The following is a 21,802-nucleotide window of genomic DNA, read 5'->3' as shown; positions in this document are numbered from 1 at the left end:
ACGGTCCTTTCCAACATGGAAAGCACCGCTAAGGATGAATCATTGAATGCGTTGCAATTGCTCGTAGTACACCGACATTTGGTTCAAGCTGACAACAATGAGCGGAATGACCAGATAACCGAAAATAAGCGCCATCATTGGTGCGAACCCGATCATTCTGCCCCAGCCCGCCTTGTGCTCAATCAATCGTTCGTACTGCTTGCGTTCTTCCTGTGCATACACGTACTCGGACTCCAAATCATCAAACGCTTTTCGAATCGGCAGCGTGCTTGCCGCCAGTTCCAGCTTTTCCACCATGCGCACGAATGGCTGAAAAGGCGCATCCTCCTTGAGCTGCGCTAGCGCCTGTTCAGCGCCTTGATCAAAATGGAGCAGGCATGTTTGCAGCGGCTCTTCGAACACGCGGGCGAACTGCTCCATCCAAATTAGCAAATGCTCTACCGACATGCGGTCCATATCGGCCAGCATCGCAATGACCGCCTGCAATTGATCCACTTCATGCTTCATTTCCATTTGCCGCATCTTGCGCTGGAACAGGCGAATGCCGACCGGCGCCCAGTAGCCGACCCAGCCCGCCAAAACGGTCAATAGCGCTTGCCACCATTTGACGTATTGCCTGTCGAGTTTCTCCAACTTGCCTATAATGCGCTGTGCATCCGCGCGAAGCGCTTCATCCGAACGTTCTCCTCCGGTCTCCTTTCGCAACAGCTCCAAGAGCGACTCCTCTGTAGGCCTCACCCCCTTTACTTGTTCGATGATTCTCCGATCCAGCGCGGCTGCTTCCAGCGCTCTTTCCTGCTCCTCAGGCGTCGCTTGACCAAACAACGTATTGGCATACACCGGCGCATATAGCACTTGATGCCGATCCGTAAAATGCAAAGCTATGAATAGCCCCATTGCTGCAAGAAAAGCCATGCTTCCCGCCACGATTCGCTGGACATAAAACCATTCCAACCGTAGAGGAGAAGCCGTTTCTTTCAGTAGCTTCACCATCCGTTCCGCTTCCCTTGAGCCAGGAGCAGGACCCAATCGGTGAACGAGCCAACACATCCAGCCCCAGCCGTGCGCCCATTTCTCCCATCTCTTTCGGTTGGTGATTTTCGGCGAGGTCTCCAAGCTCTGAATATGACGAAGCAGAACATAGGAGAGCCAAACGACCCCCATCAAGCCGAGCTTTATGCTCCAACCCATCACACTGCTGTAAAAGGCGTCCATCGCCGAAAAATAATAGCTGGCCCATGCTTCAATCGGACGGGTAAACAAGAGCGGAAGCAGGGCAATAACGGACAGCCCATGCAGCAAAAAACCAAGGCGTTCCCGGCGCAACAGTTCAAAGTTTAATTCACCGGCCAATTTTCCCAATGCCTTCAAATACAATGATCCGCTATCCGTTTGTTTGTCTCCGTATTCCTTCACCAGATACGACAATCCGGCCAAACCTTTCAAATAACGGTTCGGAGCCGCTTCCAAGTATTGTTCCAGTCGTTCTTCCGCGTGGCTGTCGGTCAACACTTCAACGATTTCCTGGCCGTGCAAAGTCATTTCATACGGCGCTTCATCCGTCGCTTCGTAAATCGCTTCTTCTACCATTCCGTGTCGGTGATAATGATGACGGACATCCCCGAAAAACTGGCGTAGCTGACGCAACAATCGCATTTCCAACCGTTGTACGAATACGTCTGTTAACATGCCGTGGCAAACCCAACCGCCAATCATCAGCATGACAAGTGTAAATACATCGCGCACCCAAAGCGTGATCGGCACAGCCGCTGCAAGCAACATGCCCCAGAGCCAAAGCGCCGTCCGCATCGTCTCCAGACGCAGCTTCCACTCATCGCCCAGGTGGAGAATAACCAAACGACGACGAATGAAGTGTAAGTAGGTACGCAAGAGCGGTACACGAGAGCAGAGGGTATAGAGTTGTTGCATGCCGTTGTGCAATGCCTGCTTGTTGCTCGTTTTGGCAGGTTGGCGCAAGGCTTCATACTTTCGTGCTGCCCCGGCTTCCCCATAGCGGGACAAAAATTGAAACGCTAAGACCGCCCCAAGAAACAACAGCGTCGCTCCGCCAAGCAGCAGGGAAAGCCACTCAAGATTCATCGCCATCCCCCCAATTACACAAAAACGCCTCGAAAGCTGCCTGGTCCGGACCGGCAAGCCGCTCGGCAATCTCTTTGCGGCTTTGTTCGGACAACGGATGAACCGCGACATAACGGCCGTCCCGATATTCAATGACATTTCGCGCTTCATACAGTTTCCGATCCGTGGAGCGATGGAAGTAGTCCGTCACCGTCTCCATAAACGCATCCATCTTCTCATCCAGCGTCTTTTTCTCGCGAAAGTCTGTCCGGTAAGGCATTTCCTGTGCAAGCGGTACGCATTCCGTGATGCGCTCGATATAGCGGCGACCGTCCGCATCCCGTTTTAAATGAATATCAAAGTTGATGACGCTGACCACTTGCTGTTCTGCCACCTGTTCATTGGTAAACACGCCGGTTTTGAGCAATGAATTGCGCAAGGACAACACCAAATCGCGAAACGTTTTGGCGTGGTGGGTAAACAACGTAAAAAGTGAAGCCACTTGCGCCATTTGAATCATCCAGGCCGCTACCGGGTCGGTCGCCACCTCACCCAAAATGTTGACCGAGCCGTCCGTTTTTTTCTGTATATCCAGCCCGGCCTGACCGGAGATCGTTTCCGTTTCCCGAAGGCTGAGAATATTACGATTCGGATAAATTTTGCGCAGTTGCAGTTCAAAGCTCATCTCTTGAACGCGAATCGGGAGCAGGGCGGATATATGACGCACCATGGCCATAAGCAGCGTCGTTTTCCCGCTGCCTTGCGCGCCAGTTATCGCCGTAATGCGCTCTCCCATCACAAGATAGCGAATCAGAGCAATCGGCAGTTCCGCATGTTCATCGCGAATCAGCTGTTCCAAAGTGGCATTTTGCACATCAAATTTGCGCACAAAAAAAGCCCACGACTCGGCAAATCGGGGGCGCAGCACCACGACACGAGAACCGTCGGCCATTTCATTCACCTTGTATCCGGTCGTTTCGGACAACTGGCCGGGAAAATTATGCTTGTAGATGTTTTGGCATACGCGCCGCAGTTCCAGTTCCGATCCAAAGGAGAGGAAACTAAGGTGGATGGATTTCCCCTCATAAAAAACCCACACACTATCATGCGCCCGCGGCACCTCACCGAGTTGAACATCCCCGTCCCAATCCCATGTTTCTTCCCATACGGAAGGCGGCAAACCGGACACTCCGCCGGACACGCCGTCAATGCGCATATCGCGCAGTTCGTCCACGACACTAAAGCCTTTGTAGTGCTGGTAAATGCGCTGCACCACGATTTGAAGTTTATCCTCTTCCGATAGCTGGACGTCCTCTTGTTCATAAATCTCGCCGATCTCCTCAGACGTAATACGGTAAGACAGCTCCTGTTCTTCATGGGCATCCGGCTTGGGCCGATCCAGATCATAGCGGCGTATGAGTTCACTAAGCGCATGATAGCCGTGACGTTTTTTGTATACATGAAGCAAGATGTCAAACTGATCCTGATGCGACAACGATTCAGGGCGATCAAACGGGATCAACCGGTTCAGATGTTCATGATCCAACGTATAGTGCTGTGCAAGCAAATCGGTTATATATTGCTTGACATACATTTTGTCACGCAGATCACCAGACGTGCATCCGCGCAGCGCTTTTTTCATCTCGGCCCGCTTGTTTTTCCGTCGCCGATACTCTTCTTCTGATAGACCGTAATCCGTCAGATTGGCGCTTATCACGTCATGCAGTGCTCTTTTGACGTATTCTTCCATCGCCTTCAACGTGTACACCGGCGCTTCCTGCTGGCGTTCCGGCAAGGTTCGGCTCATGCGCAAATACAGGAACAATACGCCTATTAAGACAATGCCTCCGATCAACAGACCATGTAACGCGCCCATCATATCGGGGTCTCCTTCCCGCCGAAAAAGGCATTGTGCAAGCCCGTTTGTTCAATCAACGCAAGTGCCAACGCTCGCACGTCTCGCATGAACAGATAGTTTTCATGTTCCCGCGGCACTTGCCGATTGCGATACATGTAAGAAATCGCCTGCCCGTTTTGTCCATCATCCAACCACCGTGTATTGTAACTGACCGAACATGTTTGTAAACGCCGTCCATAAGGACGCAACAAATTTTTATGGGTCAAAGATGAGTACCGATCATATTTTCCGAATACGAGCACATGCTTTTTAGTTGCGAGCATCGCTTGAAGTTCATCCATCCGAAAAAAACGATGGACAGCCAACCGATTTTGCGGGAGGCACACCACCAGCACATCCGCCAGCCGCAGTAAACCGTTGGTCCATTCCGATGAATTTCCGCTGCCGCCATCCACAAACACAAGATCATACATCCGTTTCGCCATGCTTAGCAGCGATTCCATCCAAGGCGTGGCCATGTCAATAAAACGATCATCCGGCTTGCTTGAACCCGGCAGCAAGTCGAGCCTGTCCTTTAACAAAGGCAGCGTGTAATCCCGAATCATGTTGGGTTGCAATTTTCGGTTTTGCAGCAGTCGCAATAACGCATCTACCCCCATATTGACTGAGACATCCATGTCCATCTCCCGAGAGGCATGCGTTTGATAAAAGCATTGCTTCAAGGCGATATCGTGACTTTCACAATGACCCAGCAGCAACATATGTGCCGAACACTCCAGTCCCATGACCGAGGCAGTCGCTGCCAGATTGCTCGTTGTCCCGGTTCCCGATACCGGACTCCAAAACACGATTGTATGTCCCGTCACCGTGTCCCCTCCTTTTCTCAATCATTTTGATCAGCTTGATTAGCGACGGAAGGCAGCGCGTTCTTGGCGAAGTCGCTTCCATGCCTTGCGAACGGTTTTGTCGTCCCAATCAAACAACTGTTGTGCCATCTCCCATATCGTGCGGCGATACGTTCCCGATAGTCCCTTCACATCGATGCGGCCATGATGCTGGTTTTCCAGCTCGGCGGATACATCACGCTCATCCAGCGGAAAACGAAAAACCGCTTCCTCCCAGCGAATGGTCTGCTGAGCAAAGGCGGAATCGAGATACGCCTCGGTGACAGTCAGAGGAACAACGGATAGCATCATCTTGTAAAACGATACCGGTTGATTCTGTGCTTCATGCAAGCATAACCGCTGCATCAATTCGACATTTCGCTGCATGGTCAATCGGTTGAAATTGCTGCACCAGATCCGCTTGTCGTAATGGGGTAACTCCCGCCCTTTGACCATTTCGGTATGGTCGGTGTCCAGCAGCATCACATCGTAATCCATGCCATTTGCTTTCTGATACAAGTATCGTTCCATCTGCGAATACAAGATAAACCCACAGGCCACGTCCACACCTTCAAACTCGTAGAGCGGGGCGCGTAATTCTTCCTGCGGCAAATATCCCTGTGTCGTTTGTGCGAGAGTGGAGTCCACCACCAGCACCTTGTAATCCATTGCGGCCAGGAGTTTGCCAAGCAATAACAGCACATGGCTTTTATCCGGCGCTCCTAAAAATACAATCTTTTTCATGGTTTCTCCTTATTGATTGAAGATTTCGGAATAATCCGGGGCCGTTTCTGACTCTGGCTCGGATGCAGGCGGTGGATCGGGCAACGTCGCTTCGGGCGATTCTTCTTCTACCACGACCGGAAGGGAAGAAGGCGGCTGTTCATCTTCTCCTTGCACCGACTCTTGGTCATCCTGCTCCGGGAAACTAAGGGGCTGCGGCATTTGCTGAGCGGCATTGCTTTGCTGTGTTGCGGCCCGTTCATTCATGAGTTGTTGCTGCACGGTGACATTGCCGTACATCACCCGCATTTTGTCCGCTTCGCTCATTTCATTCAGGTTGCTTTCCAACCTTTCGCGTTGCTGACGAGCCAGCTCAGTAGAAACCTGCTCAACCAGGTTTGGGTTTTGCTCCAATAAATCCAACACCATCGGATTGGCCGGATAAGTCGCCGTCGCTGCCTCTTGCAGTCCCGGTTCGATATAGGGCACCGCGTATAATCTTGCGCCTTGCAGATAAGCATCGATGATCGCGCTTGATGTGAGCAGCAGGTCGGTTTCATTCATCTCCAGCCAAATGACGGTTCCCTCGCGATCAAGCACCTGCTTTTTGGCAAGCACAACGAAATCTTCGCCAGTCGGGAAGTTGATCCTCACATCGATATACTGTGCTTTTCCCAGATGCGACGGAAGCTGAATGATTTGAAACTCTTGTGTCCGCACATCCTTGGCAATCGGGTTGCCCTCATACAGCACAGAAGCAAGAAGCGGCATTCCCGGGCGAAGTTCAACTTTGGCGTGTTTACCGACCGCCTCTTCCTCCTTAGCGATCATTTCGGGCGAAACCAATGCGGTCGGCAGGGTCATCGCCGTGACGTCTTCCGGTTCGATCTGCTCACCGTCCGGAATGGTTCGAGCCACAGTCCATACCGTTTGCAGCGATTCTTCTTTAGTCGCTGTTAACTGTTCTATTTGCCTCTCATAATGGGCGATCACTTCCTGATGTTCCTGCTGTTGTTCAGCTTGTCTCATCAAGTGAAAAATGACAGCCGACACGAGCAAAAGAATGCCGAACAAAATGGCAGCGATCACCAGCATCTTGCGATGACGATAGATCCAAGACATGCTCACGACTCCTTTCTATACCAAATGAATTTCAACTTTCTTCCTTCTCATTGCTTTTATGCTTTGCTCGACTTCTTTTTCTTCGTTCCTCTTTAGCTGTGTTGGAACGCTCCGATTCATCTTTCGGTTCTCTGCGGTCAAAACCGGGCCTTTCTTTCATTAATCGTTCGTATTTCCGCCATTTACCTTCCGTAAAGAGCATCTCCGTCACCTCCTTGTAGGCACAAAAAAACTCCCCGGCAATGGAGAGTAAGGAATGGCTATTTTTTGTTCATGTTGCTTAAGATTATCTTCCATGTTCGCGCTGCCGCTTGCGATACCAGCTTTCAAGCAATTGGACAATAAGGTCCTCCTTTTGTTTTTCAGTGAAATTCTTAGGGAAAAAGCGATCAATGCGCTCCCGCTGAATGTGCATTTTTTCCCTCTGATTGGGCTTTTCCTCCGTCAAAATCGAGAAGATAACATCCATATTGAGCCGTCCGCCCTGACTCAGTTTCTTCATACGCAGCGCCTGTGACAAAGAAGGCGTACAGTCTTCGGACTGTATCGTTTCATAAAGGTCTTGCTGCTCTTTTTCGGCCAAGTAAGACAACTCAACAGCCGGATTAAACGCGATCCGTTTTTCATCTACCATTTCAAGAATGGAAGGGATCAAATGAGTCAAGCGAATATATCGCTGAATTTGATTGCGACTTTCTCCAACTTGATCTGCTAGCAGTTCATCGGAACGTTTTTGTGTCCCAACTTGGGACACATTTTCTTTACTTGGTCTGCCTGCCTGTCTTTTCATCGCCTCCAGCTTCATCTTATAAGCAAACGCCTTCTCGCTAGGCGCGATATGCTCCCTTTGCAGGTTGCTGTCCACCATAATAATGGTCGCTTGATCGTCGTCCAGTTCGCGGACGATGCAAGGCATCATTTCCATACCCGCCAGCTCGCTCGCCTTTTTCCGCCGATGTCCGGCGACCATCTCATAACCGCCCTCTGCCTTCGGACGTACTAATCCAGGAACCAATACGCCGTATTGCTTCACACTATCTGCCATTTCCAGCATCGCTTCATCCGCTTTTACTTTGAATGGATGATCGGGGAAATCGCTGATCTCTGACAACGGGATGTCCATCACTTTTTCCCGCTGTGCATCGGCGCGGCTCTCATCGGTCGAAAACAAATCATCGACTGTGGTCAGCTTGATGCTGGCGCGTCTGTCGTCTTTCTTTGCCAATACCCTTCACCTCCTTTGTAAATGCCGCATACGCTTCGGCTACTTGTCCGTTCGGATCATGCTTATAAATGCTCTTCCCCTTGGCGCTCGTTTCCGCCGCACGGATGGAAAGCGGAATTTCCGTTTGAAACACACGCAGCTTGTCTCCATAATCACGCCGAAGAACAAAGGAAATATCCTTGGCAAAGTTGGTCCGGTTGTCCACCATCGTCAGCAGCACGCCATCTACCAGCAACTTCGGGTTGATTTGGCGTCGGACACGGGAAATGGTTTGCAAAAGCTGCGTCATTCCTTTCGCCGGTAAATAATGCGCCTGAACCGGAATGATGACGCTATCAGCAGCCGCCAGTGCATTGATGGTCAACATGCCCAAGCTGGGCATACAGTCAATAAGGACATAATCATAGTCCTTTTTCACCTTGTCTATATAGGAGCGCAAGATCGTTTCCCTGCTCATTGTATTGACAAGCGAGACTTCAACAGCAGACAATTCGATGTTACCGGGCATTAGGTCAATCCCTTCGGGATGGTGCAAAATGCCTTTTTGGGGCGGATACGATTCTTCCAACATATTTTTAACGAGCAGTGTAGCCAAAGAAATTGACAAATTATCCGGTTCGCGGTAACCCAACGCATCTGTCAAATTGCCTTGTGCATCCGCATCCACTAGAAGAACCTTTTTACCTTCAGTCGCCAAGCCAATACCTAAATTAACAGCCGTAGTCGTTTTGCCGACACCGCCTTTCTGATTGGCAAGAGCAATCACCTTCGTCATTCGCTGTTCCTCCTTTCATGAAAAATGCCGGCTGCCTGAGAGGGACAACCGGCTCTTTGAAGAAATATCTATATAAAAAGAGAACGCCCCGATAAGGACGCTCTCTTGGATATTCTTGTTTTCAATTAAAAATCACTAGGTGTATCTATCCATTCCAAGTCGAGAACAATAGAAACCTCGATTTTATCGTTTAACACCTTATTCCTGTAGTCCTTTCCATTAGTCGTAAACGAAGCATACTTTGCAGAATACTGATAATTCAGTACTTCTACGTATCGTCTCGACATATTCCTATTACGCACTCCACATGACTCGTCTGCGGAAACATATCGACCGGCTGTACCCAATCGATCTCATAGCCTCCGTCCAGCAGCACCTTGCAATCCTTCGCCAACGTCGACGGGTTGCAGGAGACGTACACGAACCGCTTCGGTTTGGTGCGGAGGATCGTCTCCAGAAAGCGCGGGTCCAGGCCGGTCCGCGGCGGATCAGCGATTATGACGTCGGGACGCAATCCGTCCTTGACCCAGCGCGGCAGCAGCTCCTCTGCCTGTCCGACATGGAAGCTTGCATTGGTGCGGCCGTTGCGCTGCGCGTTGATACAGGCGTCCTCCACCGCTTCGGGAATCGCCTCGATCCCGCGGATCTCCTTCGCATACGGAGCCAGCCACAGCCCAATCGTGCCTGTCCCGCAGTAGGCATCAATGACCGTCTCTTGGCCGGTCAGTCCGGCCGCAGCACGCACCGATTCATACAGCTTCACCGTCTGCTGCGGATTCAGCTGGAAGAATGCCCGCGGCGACAGCGCAAACTGCAGGTCGCTCAGCGATTCCTGCATGTTCTCGGCTCCCCACAGGGTTATCGTCCGTTCTCCGAATATGAGGGAGGTCTTCTTCGGGTTGATGTTCATGGCAATGCCGCTGACCTCCGGCATCGTCAGGCGCAGCATTCGAACAAAGTCGTCCTGCCGCGGCAGACGGCTGCCTGCCGTTACGAGCGTCACCTGCAGCTCGCCGGACTGGAAGCCGTGGCGGACCACGATGGTTCGCACCCCATCCTTGCTCCCGTTCTCCTTATATAGAGGAATGCGCAATTCCTCCAACACCGACTTCACCTTTTCCACCGCTTCGTTCACCTTCGGATGCTGGATCGGGCAGCCGCTGATATCGACGATGGAATGGCTGTCGGCTTCATACAGTCCCGCTATGACCTCGCGGCCCTGCCGCTTTAGCTGCAGCTGGGCTTTATTCCGATAATTCCACGGATGCTCCATCCCGAGGATCGGCTTAAACCGCAGATTGTCCAATCCGGCGTACCGGTTGAACGCCTCCCGGACGATATCGGTCTTCGCCGCAAGCTGGCCCTCATAGGATATGTGCTGGATCTGGCAGCCTCCGCATATCCCGAACACCGGACACGGCGGCTCGATCCGGTGGGGTGAACGCTTCTCCACTTCCAGCAGCTGGGCCTTGATGAATTTCGGCTGAACCTCTTGGACCTCCGCCTTGACGACTTCATCCGTAATGGCGCCGTCAATAAAGACCGCCTTGCGGCGATAGTAGCCGATGCCTTCGCCGTTGATGCCGAGCCGCTTGATTGTCACGATGATGATATCGCCGGACTTCAGCTCCTCCGCGTTGGTGGTATTGGAAGTTGAACGCCGTTTCTGGTTATATGAATGAGGCGCCTTCCCCGCTTTCGGATTCGGCCTTTCCTTGGAAGAAGCAGCCTTTCGGCCTGTTGCCGGCTTCGAATCTTCTCGCGAGTAGGCCGGCTTCCCGGAAGGCTTCGGACGGCTCGACGCCGCTGGTCCGCTCGGTTTGGCTCCTTCTGCCTTGCCATGCTTGCTATTTTTGTTATTATGCGCAGAACGTTGTTGTTTGCTCATGTTACATACTCCATCCTTAAAGGGTATCGACTTCACTATACCATGCGCCCTCCGCGAAAGCTAACTCTTGGCGGCAAGCCGCTGCATCTATGCAGATGAGAGGGAAGCAAGCCCTGTTGAGGATACATGTCATCGGTTGATCGCATGAATAAGCCCCCCGCGAAGCTATCGTGTCGGCACGGCGAATCTGCGAGAGCACCACTTTATTTCCCTAAAAAATATTTTTTAAAAAATGCCTTGATGTAAGAAACTTCCGGCCGCTTTTGTCCGTATAAGCCAGTATTATACATCCTAATATAGGATGAACCAATGAATGGGCTGCGGGCACGATTGTAGGAACATTTTACGTACTTGGCCCACATTCAGTTCAATCGTTCGTCTTATATACTTTAAGGAGGACAACGTTCATGTCGTTTTTTAACAAAATTTTGGCCAGCGTCGGGATCGGCGCAGCGCAGATTGATACCCGCCTGGAGAAATCCTCATATTATCCGGGGGAGGAAGTAAGCGGGATCGTCTATATTCGGGGCGGCAATGTGGAACAGAAGGTGGACCGCATCTACCTAAAGGTAATGACCGAGTATATCCGCGAGCGGGATGACAGCAAATTCACGGAATCCTGCGTGCTGGCTAAGGTTAGCATTACCGACTCCCTGCTTGTAAAGGCGGGCGATGAACTGGAAATCCCGTTCTCCTTCCCGCTTCCGCTGGAAACGCCGCTCACGCTCTCCAGACAGCGGGTATGGGTCCATACCGGACTTGATATCGAAAATGCAATCGATCCGAAGGATTACGACTATATTGAGGTTACGCCAGGGCCGGAGGCAGCTGTTATATTCGACGCGGCTTCCGAGCTCGGGTTCCAGTTTAAAACGGCCTCCTGCGAATATCATTCCCGACTGGGACGCGGGGTTCCGTTCGTGCAGGAAATTGAATTCTATCCGGGACGTGAATACGCAAGCCGGATGCGTGAGCTGGAGCTGATTCTGTATCCCCAGCGCGACGGAATTTCGGTTCTGGTCGAGGTTGACCGGAAGGGAAGCGGTGTTGCAGGCTGGCTTGAACGCTCGCTGGATATGGATGAGCGCCACAGCTGGTTGACGCTGAGCAGCGCGGATCTTCAAGAAGGACCGTCGCGCGTTGCGGATCTTCTCGATCAAGTCATTCAACGATCGATACGATAAGCCTGTTCATCAGGCTCAAGCAAAAAAAGATGGCCTCTGCCGATAGAGGGGCCATCTTTTTTTCAGCTGTTATATGAAATATTGAGGGTACTTCTGGCGAAGCAGGTCCTGCTCCACAACGACCAGGCGCAAATGGCCTTCCATGGTCTTCACGGCCTGCTCCGTCTCCCCGCTCACGATCAGCCGATAAATCTCCTTATGCTGGGCAATGATCGTCTCCCAGTTGGAGTCCATCGAGAGCCGCAGCAGACGCAGCCTGTTGAAGTGGATATTGAGCTGCTGGAGCATTTTCCATGTCCGTTCCTTCCCCGTGCCTGCGAACAGTATTTGATGGAACTCTTCGTCCAGCTCGAACAGCTTATATCGGTTGCGGTTGTCCGCGCTCACATCCTGCAGCGCAAGATTGGTCTCCAAGCGAAAACGGTGCTCCTCCGGGAAACGCTCGCAAGCCAGCGCAACGATCTCCTTCTCAATCTTCTCCCTGATAAACCGACCCTCCTCCACATGCGTAAGGTTGATCCTGGATACAAGCGTCCCGCTCTGCGGAATGATATCCAGCAGCTCCTCCTCGGCAAGCTTCATGAAAGCTTCGCGTACCGGCGTTCGGCTGACCTGCAGCTCTTCGGCGATTTCCTTCTCCGATATTTTGGTGCCCGGCTCCAGATCGAGGCGCATAATACGGTCTTTTAATAGATGATATGAATAATCCCGGGTCGATCCTTTGATCCTTGGCCCTGTTGACATACGGTTACCTCTTTCTATCCATACAATTTCTTGATATTCTCTCTCTCTCGATATCTTTCCAGATACAGTAGTACATCGACCGAACAAGTTTAAGTCTAGATGATATGAATCAACGGACGTGCCGGGAGAAAATGAACGGGAAGCTCCTGAAAATAGTCCCGAAGCCGATCGGCAACCAGCCGCATGCCCGGCTCCTCGCTCGCCCCATGCCCGAGCAGCATCAGCGCTTGGTCCCGTCCTTGCGCAGCCGCATCGGCGACGTATTCGGGCGTCTCCCATTCCGGTCCTTCGCCTGCAATCAGCATATCCATCCGCTCGTGTTCATACAGCGGAATGGCGTGCTGCCCGCCTCCCCGATAGCCAACCGCGATTCCGATCCGTTTGCATACCGTGTCCCGGCTGCCCACAAAGCGAACGTACGGCAGATGCAGCCGATCCTTGATATATTCCGCGATCTCTTGAACGGTCATCCCCTCCGGCAGAACCACGATGGCCGCTGTTAGCAGATGCTTCTCGAGCAGGTCATTCCAGCCCAAGGCTTTAACCAGCCCTTCGGTTATCACGTCGGGCTCGGTCCGATGCGGAGCATCATGCAGCCGGTATATATTCATCCCCTCGGAGCGGATACGCTCCAGCTTGGCCTGAACGACCGGGCTGTCCCCCAAATGATCCGGCCCAGCTTCATGATGGCTGTAAAAGACGCCCTCATGCGTAATCAACAAATTCGCGCCCAATTCCGCCGCCCGTACGATCACGTCGTGCGAAGCAATGAAGGCAACCGCAATTCCCCGAACAGCCGCGCCCCCGTCCCCCGCCACGATTCCGTCGACCGAGGCATCCGGCGATCCGGATTGTCCCGTTAATCGATCAATGACATCTTGGACCGTTATAGTCATAGGCAACCCATCCACCTTTTCATACTAGTATGGCAGTTGGTTACCACTTTAATCGAGAGTTGCTCCGATTTCAACTGCTTTTTTATCCAGACCTATGAAAAAAGCCTTCTCCCCGCAGGTTAGAAGCGAAGATAGCTCCGTTACCAAGGGAAAAAGGCTGTTAACGACGGTTATGAAATCATGCAGCATGGAAGTTACACGCCGTGAAGCTTTAGACTATGAATTATTCATTAAGAAGTCATTCATTACGATAGCGTCCGCTCAGACGATTCCGACTGCCTCGATATGACAAACAGAACGATCCAGATCAGCAGAAAGCCCAGCAGCTGGGCGCTTGTCACAACCTCCTGGAATACGATCCAGTTAATGAGAACGCCGACCATAGGGAAGCTCAGCTCGGCAAGCGTTGCGACGGAGGCCTTCGTAGTAGTCAGCCCTTTATAATACACCAGCAGGCTCAAGAGTCCCGGCAGCAGCGCCTGGCCGATCAGATTCAAGGATACCGCGGCAAAAGCGCCGGTACCGAATGCCGGCATATTCCATGCGGCTCCTTCGTTCCACGTCATGAAGGTCAGCAGCGGCAGCGCCAGCACGAAGCGCAGCGAGGTCACCGTCTCATACTTCAGCTTGCCGACCATCAGCCGTCCCATCACCGTCGAGCCGCCCCATAATGCGGCTGCGCCCAACGATAAGAGGCTTCCGATCTGCACAAAATCGTTCCAGTGACCAATAGGCAGCGTCATGCCAAAGGTAAGCAGATAAGTGCCCGCCAGAGCAACAATAAGCAAAATGCCAAAGTGGCGAGGCAGCTTCTCCTTCAGAAGCAGGCTGGCGAGCATGATCGCAAACAGCGGCTGAAGCTTCTGCAGCAGCAGGACGGCGTTCAGGTTGCCGTTTGACAGGCCCATCGTGAACAGGATCGTGGCCAGCGCGGAGCCGCCCCAGGAAATAAACAGCAGCGCTCCGACATGGCGCCAGCCGATACCTCGCAATTCAACGCGGTTTCTCCACAAAACCGGAATGGCAATCAAGGAAATGATGATGTGCTCGAGCAAAACAATCTGCGCCGACGTCAGGTTTTTCAGAAGAATGACCCTGAACAAAGGGTCCACGCCCCAGAGGGCCGCTCCCAATACGACAAGCCAAAATCCTCCCCGCATTCGGCCCCTTGCTTGTGCGCCGGAGTCGTAAGGCTTGACCTTGACACCGATATTTACGTTATCCATCTTTACCTCTCCTCATCCTGAATACGGAGGTCTTACCAGCAGAAAGCCCCCGCCTGCCGAGCAATGTCGGCGTAAACGGGGGCTGATCAAATAAGCCTGCTATCATGCGATTTTTCGAAAAAAATCCACAGCAAACCAAGCTTTGATCTTCTCCCATCCGGACTATACCGTCGGCCTTGGAATTGCACCAAGTCAGTCGCGATTGCAGGCCTTGCGAAGGCTGTTTTGTCGCGAGTCGCGGGCTAAGCTTCGAATCGAAGCATCACCGCCGGTCAGGAATTTCACCTTACCCCGAAGATCCATATTCATGTTTTATTTTTTAAATGCTGCAACAAACTCAAACCAGGGTATCCCGGTTGATGTTGTATGGTATGGAAATTATACCATGAATGGTTTCATGAAAATACATTTTTCTTTCAAATTAAAAAGATATATTTTTCTTTACTAACAATTATACAGCAAATATATAATAGTTACCACAACTTTTTTCACTCTGATTCTAGTCCTGTCTTATAATGGACAGCTCTTTGACAATGATACTGCTTAATCAAACACGCCGAAATGCCTCATCGTCGCAACCGTGATCAGGATAAACCAGCGAATCACGATAAAAGCCCAAAAAATGAGTATCGCTTTGAACAGCAATTCCACCATCCGCTCGATTCTCGGAAAGCGCCCGTACCTGCGTCTCGGCCTGAATACCCATTCCGCTACCCCTTTTGGAATCTTCTTCATGGAAACCTTCCGCTCCATCGCTACACAGCCCCCTCTTAAACCATCATCATAACTCCCGCCAATGATGACTTGAGCTCCTGACGCTGCAACGACCTGCGGGTCAACATCTTTTCATAAATATTACCATTCCATATAGAGAAAATCACCAGCAAAAATCACGGCGCCAGTCGGACACGTTCTTTCCACAATGCCCCTGATCGTGCTGCTTGGAGATGCGTAATTGACGTCTATGCCTTTATATCAAACCTCAGCGCATATATACGAGCAATACCTCTCAGGAATAACGGAAACAGCCCGCAATCAAGGGATATTCCCTTGAGCGGGCTGCTCATGCTTGCACAATAATAGCTTATACCCTAAACCAACCGCTTGTTACTCCGCCTGGTAGCGGTCGTATGCCGCCTGATACACTCGCATGTATTCCTCCAGGCCCATCTTGTTCAGCGTGTTCACGTACTCGTCCCACTGGTCGAAGGATGCGGAGCCATTGACGAACTTCGCCTCCATCTCGGTGACATAATCCTGAATATCCTTGCCGATCGAGGACATGATATCCGTCTCTTCCAGCGTAAAGTTGAAGTTATACAGAATTTCCTTCACTGCATAAGGCTCCGCCTTCTCGGCTGCCGCCATCGCGCTCGGAAGCGTCTCGGAGCCCTTGAACCAGCTCTCCCGCACCAATCCCGGATAGCTGCCGCCAAGCCATGTAAAGTACTTCGCCAGCGCCTGGTCCTGTGTCAAGCCGTCCGGATTTTCGGTAATTTCCTTCACATATTCAAGCTGACCGTCGGCGTTCTTCGTGTAGGTCTCGCCTTCTTTACCCATGAAGTAGAACTGCGCTCCCTCATCGCCATAGAAGTAATCCATCCAGCGAATCGTCGCCTCCGGATTCGGGTTCTTGTCCGTGATCGCAAATGCCCCTACGTGGACCATCGGCACCTTTACGTGGGAGTACAGCTGATCGCCGTGAGGTCCCTTGAGCGCACCGAGACCGATATATTCCTTGCGTCCCATGACGGTCTCCGGATTCGGCACGACGGTAGCCCCGAGCAAGCCTTCCTGCCCTTTCGCGTTCAAAGCGCCGCCTTCAATCGTGAAGATCTCTTTATCCAGCAGTCCTTCCTTATATAGCTTGTTCATGAACTCCAGCATTTCCTTGTATTTCGGCTCCGCCTTCGTAAACCGCAGCTTGCCTGTTTCCGGATCGACATCGACGAACTTATGGCCAAGCCCGCTCGTTCCAAGGCCCCAGGAGCCCTTCAAATGGTCAACGAGACCGGTGATGCCCGTTGCAGAGTATGGAATCTCGTCATGCTTGCCGTTGCCGTTCAGGTCGGTTTCCTTAACCGCCTTCAGGTAGGCGTAGAACTCCTCGGTAGTCTTCGGCTCCTCCATACCGAGCTTATCCAGCCATTCCTGATTGATCCACAGCGGCGTACCGATCAGCATCGAGAGCAGCTCCGGATCGTAGAAGGATGGCAAGGAATAAATGTTGCCGTCCGGCATCGTCAAGCCCTTGCGGATATCCGGGTACTGCTCCATCAGCTTCTTGAAATTCGGCGCATATTTATCGATCAGGTCATTCAGCGGAATGAAGACGCCTTGCTCGCCGTAGCGCGTCAGCTCAGCCGACCCTACCCGGGCGGAGTAGAACACGTCCGGATAATCCCCGCCGGCAAGCGCCAGGTTCCGCTTCTCGGTCAGCGTCTCGAACGGAACAAGGTTGAACGTAATGTTCATGTTGGTCATGTCCTTATACGTCTTCCATACGAGCGTATCCTCGAACTTGCTTCCGTTTGTCGGCGATTTGCCCGTGAAGAAGGTCAGGTTGAGCGGTTCATTTACGATCGGCATGCCGGTCTCGTTGAAATTGGACTTGGCCGTCTCCCCCTCCTTCGTTGCGCCATCCCCGCTTTTGCTCCCGCAGCCAGCCAGCAGCCCCGCTGCCAGCACCGCTGTCAATGTGAGCGAAACCCATTTTTTCACCATAATTGTCACTGCCTCCTATAGTCTTATCATTTGAATATGTCAGCCTTTAATGGCTCCAATCATGACTCCCTTGACAAAATACTTCTGCAAGAACGGATACAAGAGCAGCATCGGCAGATTGGTCACAATGACCGCCGCGTATTTGATTGCTTCCGCATCCATCAGACTCCGGGCCAGCGAATCGTCGCTGATATCGACCATTTCCTGCATCTGCCCTTGGACGAGAATTTCCCGCAGGAACAGCTGCAGCGGATAATTCGACCGGTCGGATAGATAGATCAGGGCGGTGAAATAGGAATTCCAGTGGCCGACCGCGTAGAACAGCACCATAACGGCCAGGATCGGACCGGAGAGCGGAAGCACGATGCGAAACAGCACCCGCATATTCGAGCAGCCGTCGATGAAGGCCGCTTCCTGCATCTCCTTCGGAATGGAGTTCTGGAAGAACGTACGCATGATGATGATGTTCCATACCGACACCGCGGACGGAATAATCATAGCCCAGATCGTATCGAGCATGCCAAGCTCCTTAACCAGCAGGTAGCTCGGAATCATGCCGCCGCTGAAGAACATGGTGAAGACGATGATGAGCATGAACCCGTTGCGTCCCTTAAAGTCCGCCCTCGATAACGGATACGCCGCCGCGATCGTCATCACGAGGTTCAGCGCCGTCCCCGTTACCGTATAGAGCACGGTGTTCAGAAATCCTTGAATGATCTCCTTGTTGGCGAACAGCCGCTCATATCCGACAAACGACAATTCCTTGGGCCACAGCCATACTTCTCCGCGCATCACCGTCTCCGGCGCGCTGATCGAAGCGATAAGCACAAAATATAACGGATACAATACAACAAGCGAAATTAATGATAATATAATGTAAATACAGATTCCGGCAATGCGTTCGCTCCGGCTTTGTGGCATAGCTGCTTCCTCCTTACCATAGGCTGGTCTCGCTGACTCTGCGGGCGATCCGGTTGACGGTAATCAGCATGATAAAGTTGACGACGGAGTTGAATAATCCGACCGCCGCCGAGTAACTGTACTGGGCGCCCAGGATCCCGCTTCGGTATACGTTCGTGGCGATAACGTCCGAGGCTTCCATGTTGAGCGAATTTTGCATCAGGAAGACCTTCTCGAAGCCGACCCCCAGAATGGATCCGATGTTCAGAATCAGCAGAATGATCATCGTTGGGGCGATCCCCGGCAGATTGATATGCCAGATTCGCCGGAACCAGCCTGCACCGTCCACCTTGGCGGCCTCATGCAGCTGCGGATCGATGCCCGCGAGCGCCGCCAAATAAATGATGGAGCTCCACCCCATGCTCTGCCAGACGCCGGACCACACATAGATGCTCTTAAACCAGGACGGCTCCGTCATAAAGGCAATCGGTTCCCCGCCAAAGGAGGTGATAATGAAATTGACAAGTCCGCTGACCGGAGACAGAAACATCATGATCATGCCGACGACCACGACCGTTGACAAGAAATGAGGTGCATAAGTTACCGTTTGAATGAACCGGCGAAACCGGCCCGACCGCGCTTCGTTGATCATCAAGGCAAGTATGATCGGAATCGGGAACCCGACAATCAATTCATACAGCCCGATGCCAAGGGTATTTTTAATGATTCTCCAGAAGTAGAAGCTGTTAAAGAAGCGCTCGAAATGCTTGAAGCCTACCCAAGGACTTTCCAGAATGCCTTTATTGGCGATAAAATCCTTGAAGGCGATCTGTACCCCGTACATCGGCACGTAGTGAAACACGATGAAGTAGAGCAGAACCGGCAGGAATAATAGATACAGCTGCCAGTTTTTGCGCACCTGCCTCACCGTACCTCGCCAGACGCTGCTGCCACGTGTGCTGCCGGGTTTTGTTGAATGCGCTTCCATGTTACGAACCTGACGCTCTAAAATCGGACATCCCCTCACTTTCGTTTCTGAACCTTTCTCCTGCTCTTCGGTTCACATCTGCATCATATACGACCGATTGCCAGGATGGGTATTGACCATTTTTTCGATGTCTCGCCTTTCATTGGATTGCCGGGCTGCCGGGCGTTTTTCCTAAATTAAAGCTTAAAATCTAAAATAATGACTATTCCTTTTTTACGGTGGGTTAACACCACGCAGCACGATCCTTAATACTTGTCCTTTATACTGTGGGGAGGACCATAAACGCGAATACATACAAAAGGGGGATCGTTTATGAACTGGATCAAAAGCAAGAGCAGAAGCCTGTTCTTCAAAATTTTCCTCAGCTTTTTGGCCATCATCGTTTTGTTCGGCCTATTCTATGCCGTGATCTTCCATCTATTTAAATCCAGCCTTCAAAAAGAAATTATCGATACGAGCCAGCAGGCGGTCCACGACACGGCGGAGCGGTTCTCCTACCAGTTCAGCCGGCTGCAGGTGCTGTTATTTGACATATATAATCATGCCGATTTAATCGGGTTCAATAATCAGCTCCGCCAGCAGACGGGCAACGAGGTCAATTATTTGAAGGCCCGTGATGTCATGCTCCAGATGCGGAGCGATATCTATAACCCGCTCTTCTTCCTGGAGGATACGCTGATTTATCTGAAGGAGCATGATTTTGTGCTCAGCAAATCCGGAAGCGGGAATGCTCCTTATATGCTCGACCGGTCTTATACTAGCAAGCAGTACCCCTACGCCTTCTGGAACAGCTACAAGAGCAGTGGGGAATCCTTCAGCCTGCTCCCGGCTGCCGTCTACCGCATCCATAATGATCTGTCCGAGAAAAAATTGATGCCTTTCGTCTATCAGCAGCTGGACAGCCGTTACCAGATTATCGCGCTGATCGATATCGACAAGGCCGCTCAATCCTTCTTCGGGGAGCCGAGCGACCGCTCGCTTGCGATTTTGAACGCGGACGGGGATGTGCTGTACACATGGGGAGACCTTCACGCCAATGAGCTGCCGACGTTTGCCTCTGGGCAGCAAGCCGTGCTCAAGGACGGAACTTACTATTTTGCGGAAGCCGGAGACGACGGATTGACCTACATCTCGGCCGTCCCATACAGTCATGTGTCTGCTCAGCTGAGCAGGCTGACCGGGGCGCTGCTGCTCATCTTCTCGCTATCGCTCGGGGTAGCTCTGGCGGCCTCCTATTTCTTCAGCCGCAGATTGCACAAGCCGGTGAAGCAGATATTGACGACGGTGCTCAATCGCAAGACTCACGCGCCGCAGCCGTATCAAGGCAGCATCAATGAATACGATCTCATCAAGAGCCGCATCCAGGACCTGCTGCGGGAGAAGGAGGAGATCCGGGACCGCCTGAACAAGCAAAAATCGGTGCTGACCAGCTACTCCTATATCAGCCAGTTGAAAAGCATCAATACGGATATTAGCGAATGGGAGGATTTCCTGTCGGATGACGGCAGCTTTATCGTCGTGCTGTACCATATCCGGTTCCGCCTGAATCCGAGCGGCGAGCCGCCGCTGCAGACGGACCAAGCGGTCCGCCATATGCTGGAGCATATCCATCTGTTTACGGCGGAGCGCTACCCGGATTCGCATACGTTCCAGATCGAGAAGAACGAGATCATCTCGATCTTCAAGCGCGAAGAAGCCAGTCAGCTGGAAAAACTGCTGGAGGAAATGAAAGATATGCTGAACAACGAGACCGAGCTGTTCCTCGTTACCATCGCTGTCAGCTCGCAGGTTCACGATTCCTCCGGCTTCAATGAAGCCTACCGTCAGGTCAAGGCGCTGACCGAGCAAGCCCCTCTTCTGGAGGAATCGCAGCTGGTGACGAAGCCACGGACGCTTCCGACGACGGTCCATCTCAGCCCGTCCCAGGAGAAAGGATTGCTGGATGCCCTGCAGGAAGGCAGCGACAGCCGAGCGCTTCAGATCATTGAGCAGGCGCTTGCGGCATTACAGCGCAAAGAGGCCGGCATTGCCCAGTTCCGTTTCTTCGCCGATGCCGCCGCCTCCAAAATTATCGGCTATGCTGAAATGGCCCAGATCGACAAAGCTCAGCTTCAATCCTTGAAGCAGTGGGGCTCGCGGCTGGCGGAATGCCATTGCCTGCGCGAATACCAAAGCGTCTTCCGCCAGCTGATCGAAGCGTCCTGCGCCCTGATACGGAAGAAGAAGGATAGCGGCGAGGAACCGCTGATCGCCATGTTCCTGAGCATCATTCATAACCAATATGCGGAGGACCTGTCTCTCGACTATCTCTCCGCCAAGCTGAACCTGTCGAGCGCCTATCTCTCGGTGTACATCAAAGAGAAAACCGGCCTCAACTTCAGCGATCATCTGCTTGGGATCCGCATAAATAAAGCGAAGGAGCTGCTGACATGCACCGACCTGACCGTTAATGAAATCAGCCAGCGCGTCGGCTACCTCAACATCACCTCCTTCAACCGGACCTTCAAGAAATCGGTCGGCATGACGCCGGGTGCCTACCGCAGGCAGCAAGTGGTGCAGACCCATGCCAGCAGCGGATGATCGGAT

At 52.2% G+C, this 21,802-nt stretch carries 18 protein-coding genes and 1 riboswitch; of the genes, 2 read left to right on the top strand and 16 right to left on the bottom strand.

The genetic code is table 11. The annotated features are described in order from the left end of the window. Positions 1–39: 39 nt before the first annotated feature. The 9 genes from J2Z18_RS24055 to rlmD all read right to left on the bottom strand — a co-directional run bounded on the left by J2Z18_RS24055 (position 40) and on the right by rlmD (position 10,554). On the bottom strand, positions 40–2,100 hold the full coding sequence (locus J2Z18_RS24055; protein ID WP_210095469.1) for a hypothetical protein: 2,061 nt from the start codon (positions 2,098–2,100) through the stop codon (positions 40–42). Then, positions 2,090–3,958: a P-loop NTPase family protein gene (locus tag J2Z18_RS24050; protein WP_007130994.1), complete on the bottom strand. Its 1,869-nt coding sequence runs from the start codon at positions 3,956–3,958 to the stop codon at positions 2,090–2,092. The genes J2Z18_RS24055 and J2Z18_RS24050 overlap by 11 nt, the downstream gene beginning before the upstream one ends. Continuing rightward, a complete protein-coding gene (locus J2Z18_RS24045; RefSeq protein ID WP_007130995.1) occupies positions 3,955–4,803 on the bottom strand; it encodes a CpaE/TadZ family protein in 849 nt (282 codons plus the stop codon). The genes J2Z18_RS24050 and J2Z18_RS24045 overlap by 4 nt, the downstream gene beginning before the upstream one ends. A 39-nt stretch (positions 4,804–4,842) precedes the next feature. After that, positions 4,843–5,565 carry a hypothetical protein gene (locus tag J2Z18_RS24040; protein ID WP_007130996.1) on the bottom strand — a complete coding sequence of 241 codons (723 nt, stop codon included), beginning with the start codon at positions 5,563–5,565 and terminating at the stop codon, positions 4,843–4,845. Positions 5,566–5,574: 9 nt separating this feature from the next. Then, positions 5,575–6,666: an SAF domain-containing protein gene (locus J2Z18_RS24035; protein ID WP_007130997.1), complete on the bottom strand. Its 1,092-nt coding sequence runs from the start codon at positions 6,664–6,666 to the stop codon at positions 5,575–5,577. Between the two features lie 31 nt (positions 6,667–6,697). Continuing rightward, positions 6,698–6,868, bottom strand: coding sequence for a hypothetical protein (locus J2Z18_RS24030; protein ID WP_155609868.1), 171 nt, complete (start codon positions 6,866–6,868; stop codon positions 6,698–6,700). Positions 6,869–6,952: 84 nt separating this feature from the next. After that, positions 6,953–7,891, bottom strand: coding sequence for a ParB/RepB/Spo0J family partition protein (locus J2Z18_RS24025; RefSeq protein WP_007131636.1), 939 nt, complete (start codon positions 7,889–7,891; stop codon positions 6,953–6,955). After that, the gene (locus J2Z18_RS24020; protein ID WP_007131635.1) at positions 7,839–8,666 is read right to left on the bottom strand and encodes a ParA family protein; all 828 of its coding nucleotides are present in this window, start codon (positions 8,664–8,666) and stop codon (positions 7,839–7,841) included. Before J2Z18_RS24020 ends, J2Z18_RS24025 begins: the two co-directional genes overlap by 53 nt. Positions 8,667–8,934: 268 nt before the next feature. After that, positions 8,935–10,554, bottom strand: coding sequence for a 23S rRNA (uracil(1939)-C(5))-methyltransferase RlmD (gene rlmD / locus J2Z18_RS24015; protein WP_210095468.1), 1,620 nt, complete (start codon positions 10,552–10,554; stop codon positions 8,935–8,937). A gap of 407 nt (positions 10,555–10,961) precedes the next feature. Here rlmD and J2Z18_RS24010 point away from each other — a divergent pair, with 407 nt between their 5' ends. Next, complete coding sequence (locus J2Z18_RS24010) at positions 10,962–11,738, top strand: sporulation protein (RefSeq protein ID WP_028404495.1); 777 nt, start codon at positions 10,962–10,964, stop codon at positions 11,736–11,738. A 69-nt stretch (positions 11,739–11,807) separates the two neighbouring features. On the opposite strand, the gene J2Z18_RS24005 is transcribed toward J2Z18_RS24010, so the two are convergent. From J2Z18_RS24005 to J2Z18_RS23975, 7 genes are all read right to left on the bottom strand, one after another. Beyond that, positions 11,808–12,482: a GntR family transcriptional regulator gene (locus J2Z18_RS24005; protein ID WP_007131632.1), complete on the bottom strand. Its 675-nt coding sequence runs from the start codon at positions 12,480–12,482 to the stop codon at positions 11,808–11,810. Between the two features lie 95 nt (positions 12,483–12,577). Further along, complete coding sequence (locus J2Z18_RS24000) at positions 12,578–13,378, bottom strand: Nif3-like dinuclear metal center hexameric protein (RefSeq protein ID WP_210095467.1); 801 nt, start codon at positions 13,376–13,378, stop codon at positions 12,578–12,580. A 245-nt stretch (positions 13,379–13,623) separates the two neighbouring features. Further along, entirely contained in the window at positions 13,624–14,604 is a 981-nt protein-coding gene (locus tag J2Z18_RS23995; protein ID WP_007131630.1) for a DMT family transporter, read from the bottom strand. Between the two features lie 141 nt (positions 14,605–14,745). Further along, positions 14,746–14,907, bottom strand: a riboswitch (FMN riboswitch). A 240-nt stretch (positions 14,908–15,147) separates the two neighbouring features. Then, a complete protein-coding gene (locus J2Z18_RS23990; protein ID WP_028404493.1) occupies positions 15,148–15,357 on the bottom strand; it encodes a hypothetical protein in 210 nt (69 codons plus the stop codon). Positions 15,358–15,711: 354 nt separating this feature from the next. After that, the gene (locus J2Z18_RS23985) at positions 15,712–17,328 is read right to left on the bottom strand and encodes an extracellular solute-binding protein (RefSeq protein WP_007131628.1); all 1,617 of its coding nucleotides are present in this window, start codon (positions 17,326–17,328) and stop codon (positions 15,712–15,714) included. Between the two features lie 39 nt (positions 17,329–17,367). Further along, positions 17,368–18,249 (bottom strand): carbohydrate ABC transporter permease, encoded by an 882-nt coding sequence (locus J2Z18_RS23980; RefSeq protein ID WP_007131627.1) that lies wholly within the window; start codon positions 18,247–18,249, stop codon positions 17,368–17,370. A 13-nt stretch (positions 18,250–18,262) separates the two neighbouring features. Further along, on the bottom strand, positions 18,263–19,216 hold the full coding sequence (locus J2Z18_RS23975) for an ABC transporter permease (RefSeq protein ID WP_210095466.1): 954 nt from the start codon (positions 19,214–19,216) through the stop codon (positions 18,263–18,265). Between the two features lie 312 nt (positions 19,217–19,528). Between J2Z18_RS23975 and J2Z18_RS23970 the strand changes: the two genes are divergently transcribed. After that, positions 19,529–21,796, top strand: coding sequence for a helix-turn-helix domain-containing protein (locus tag J2Z18_RS23970; protein ID WP_210095465.1), 2,268 nt, complete (start codon positions 19,529–19,531; stop codon positions 21,794–21,796). The last annotated feature ends 6 nt before the right edge of the window (positions 21,797–21,802 follow it).

Origin of the sequence: Paenibacillus lactis, from assembly GCF_017873605.1 — a bacterium.
In the GTDB taxonomy this organism is placed as follows: domain Bacteria; phylum Bacillota; class Bacilli; order Paenibacillales; family Paenibacillaceae; genus Paenibacillus_AQ; species Paenibacillus_AQ lactis.
Note: the sequence above shows the minus strand (reverse complement) of the source record. Positions and strands in the feature narration are given on the sequence as shown.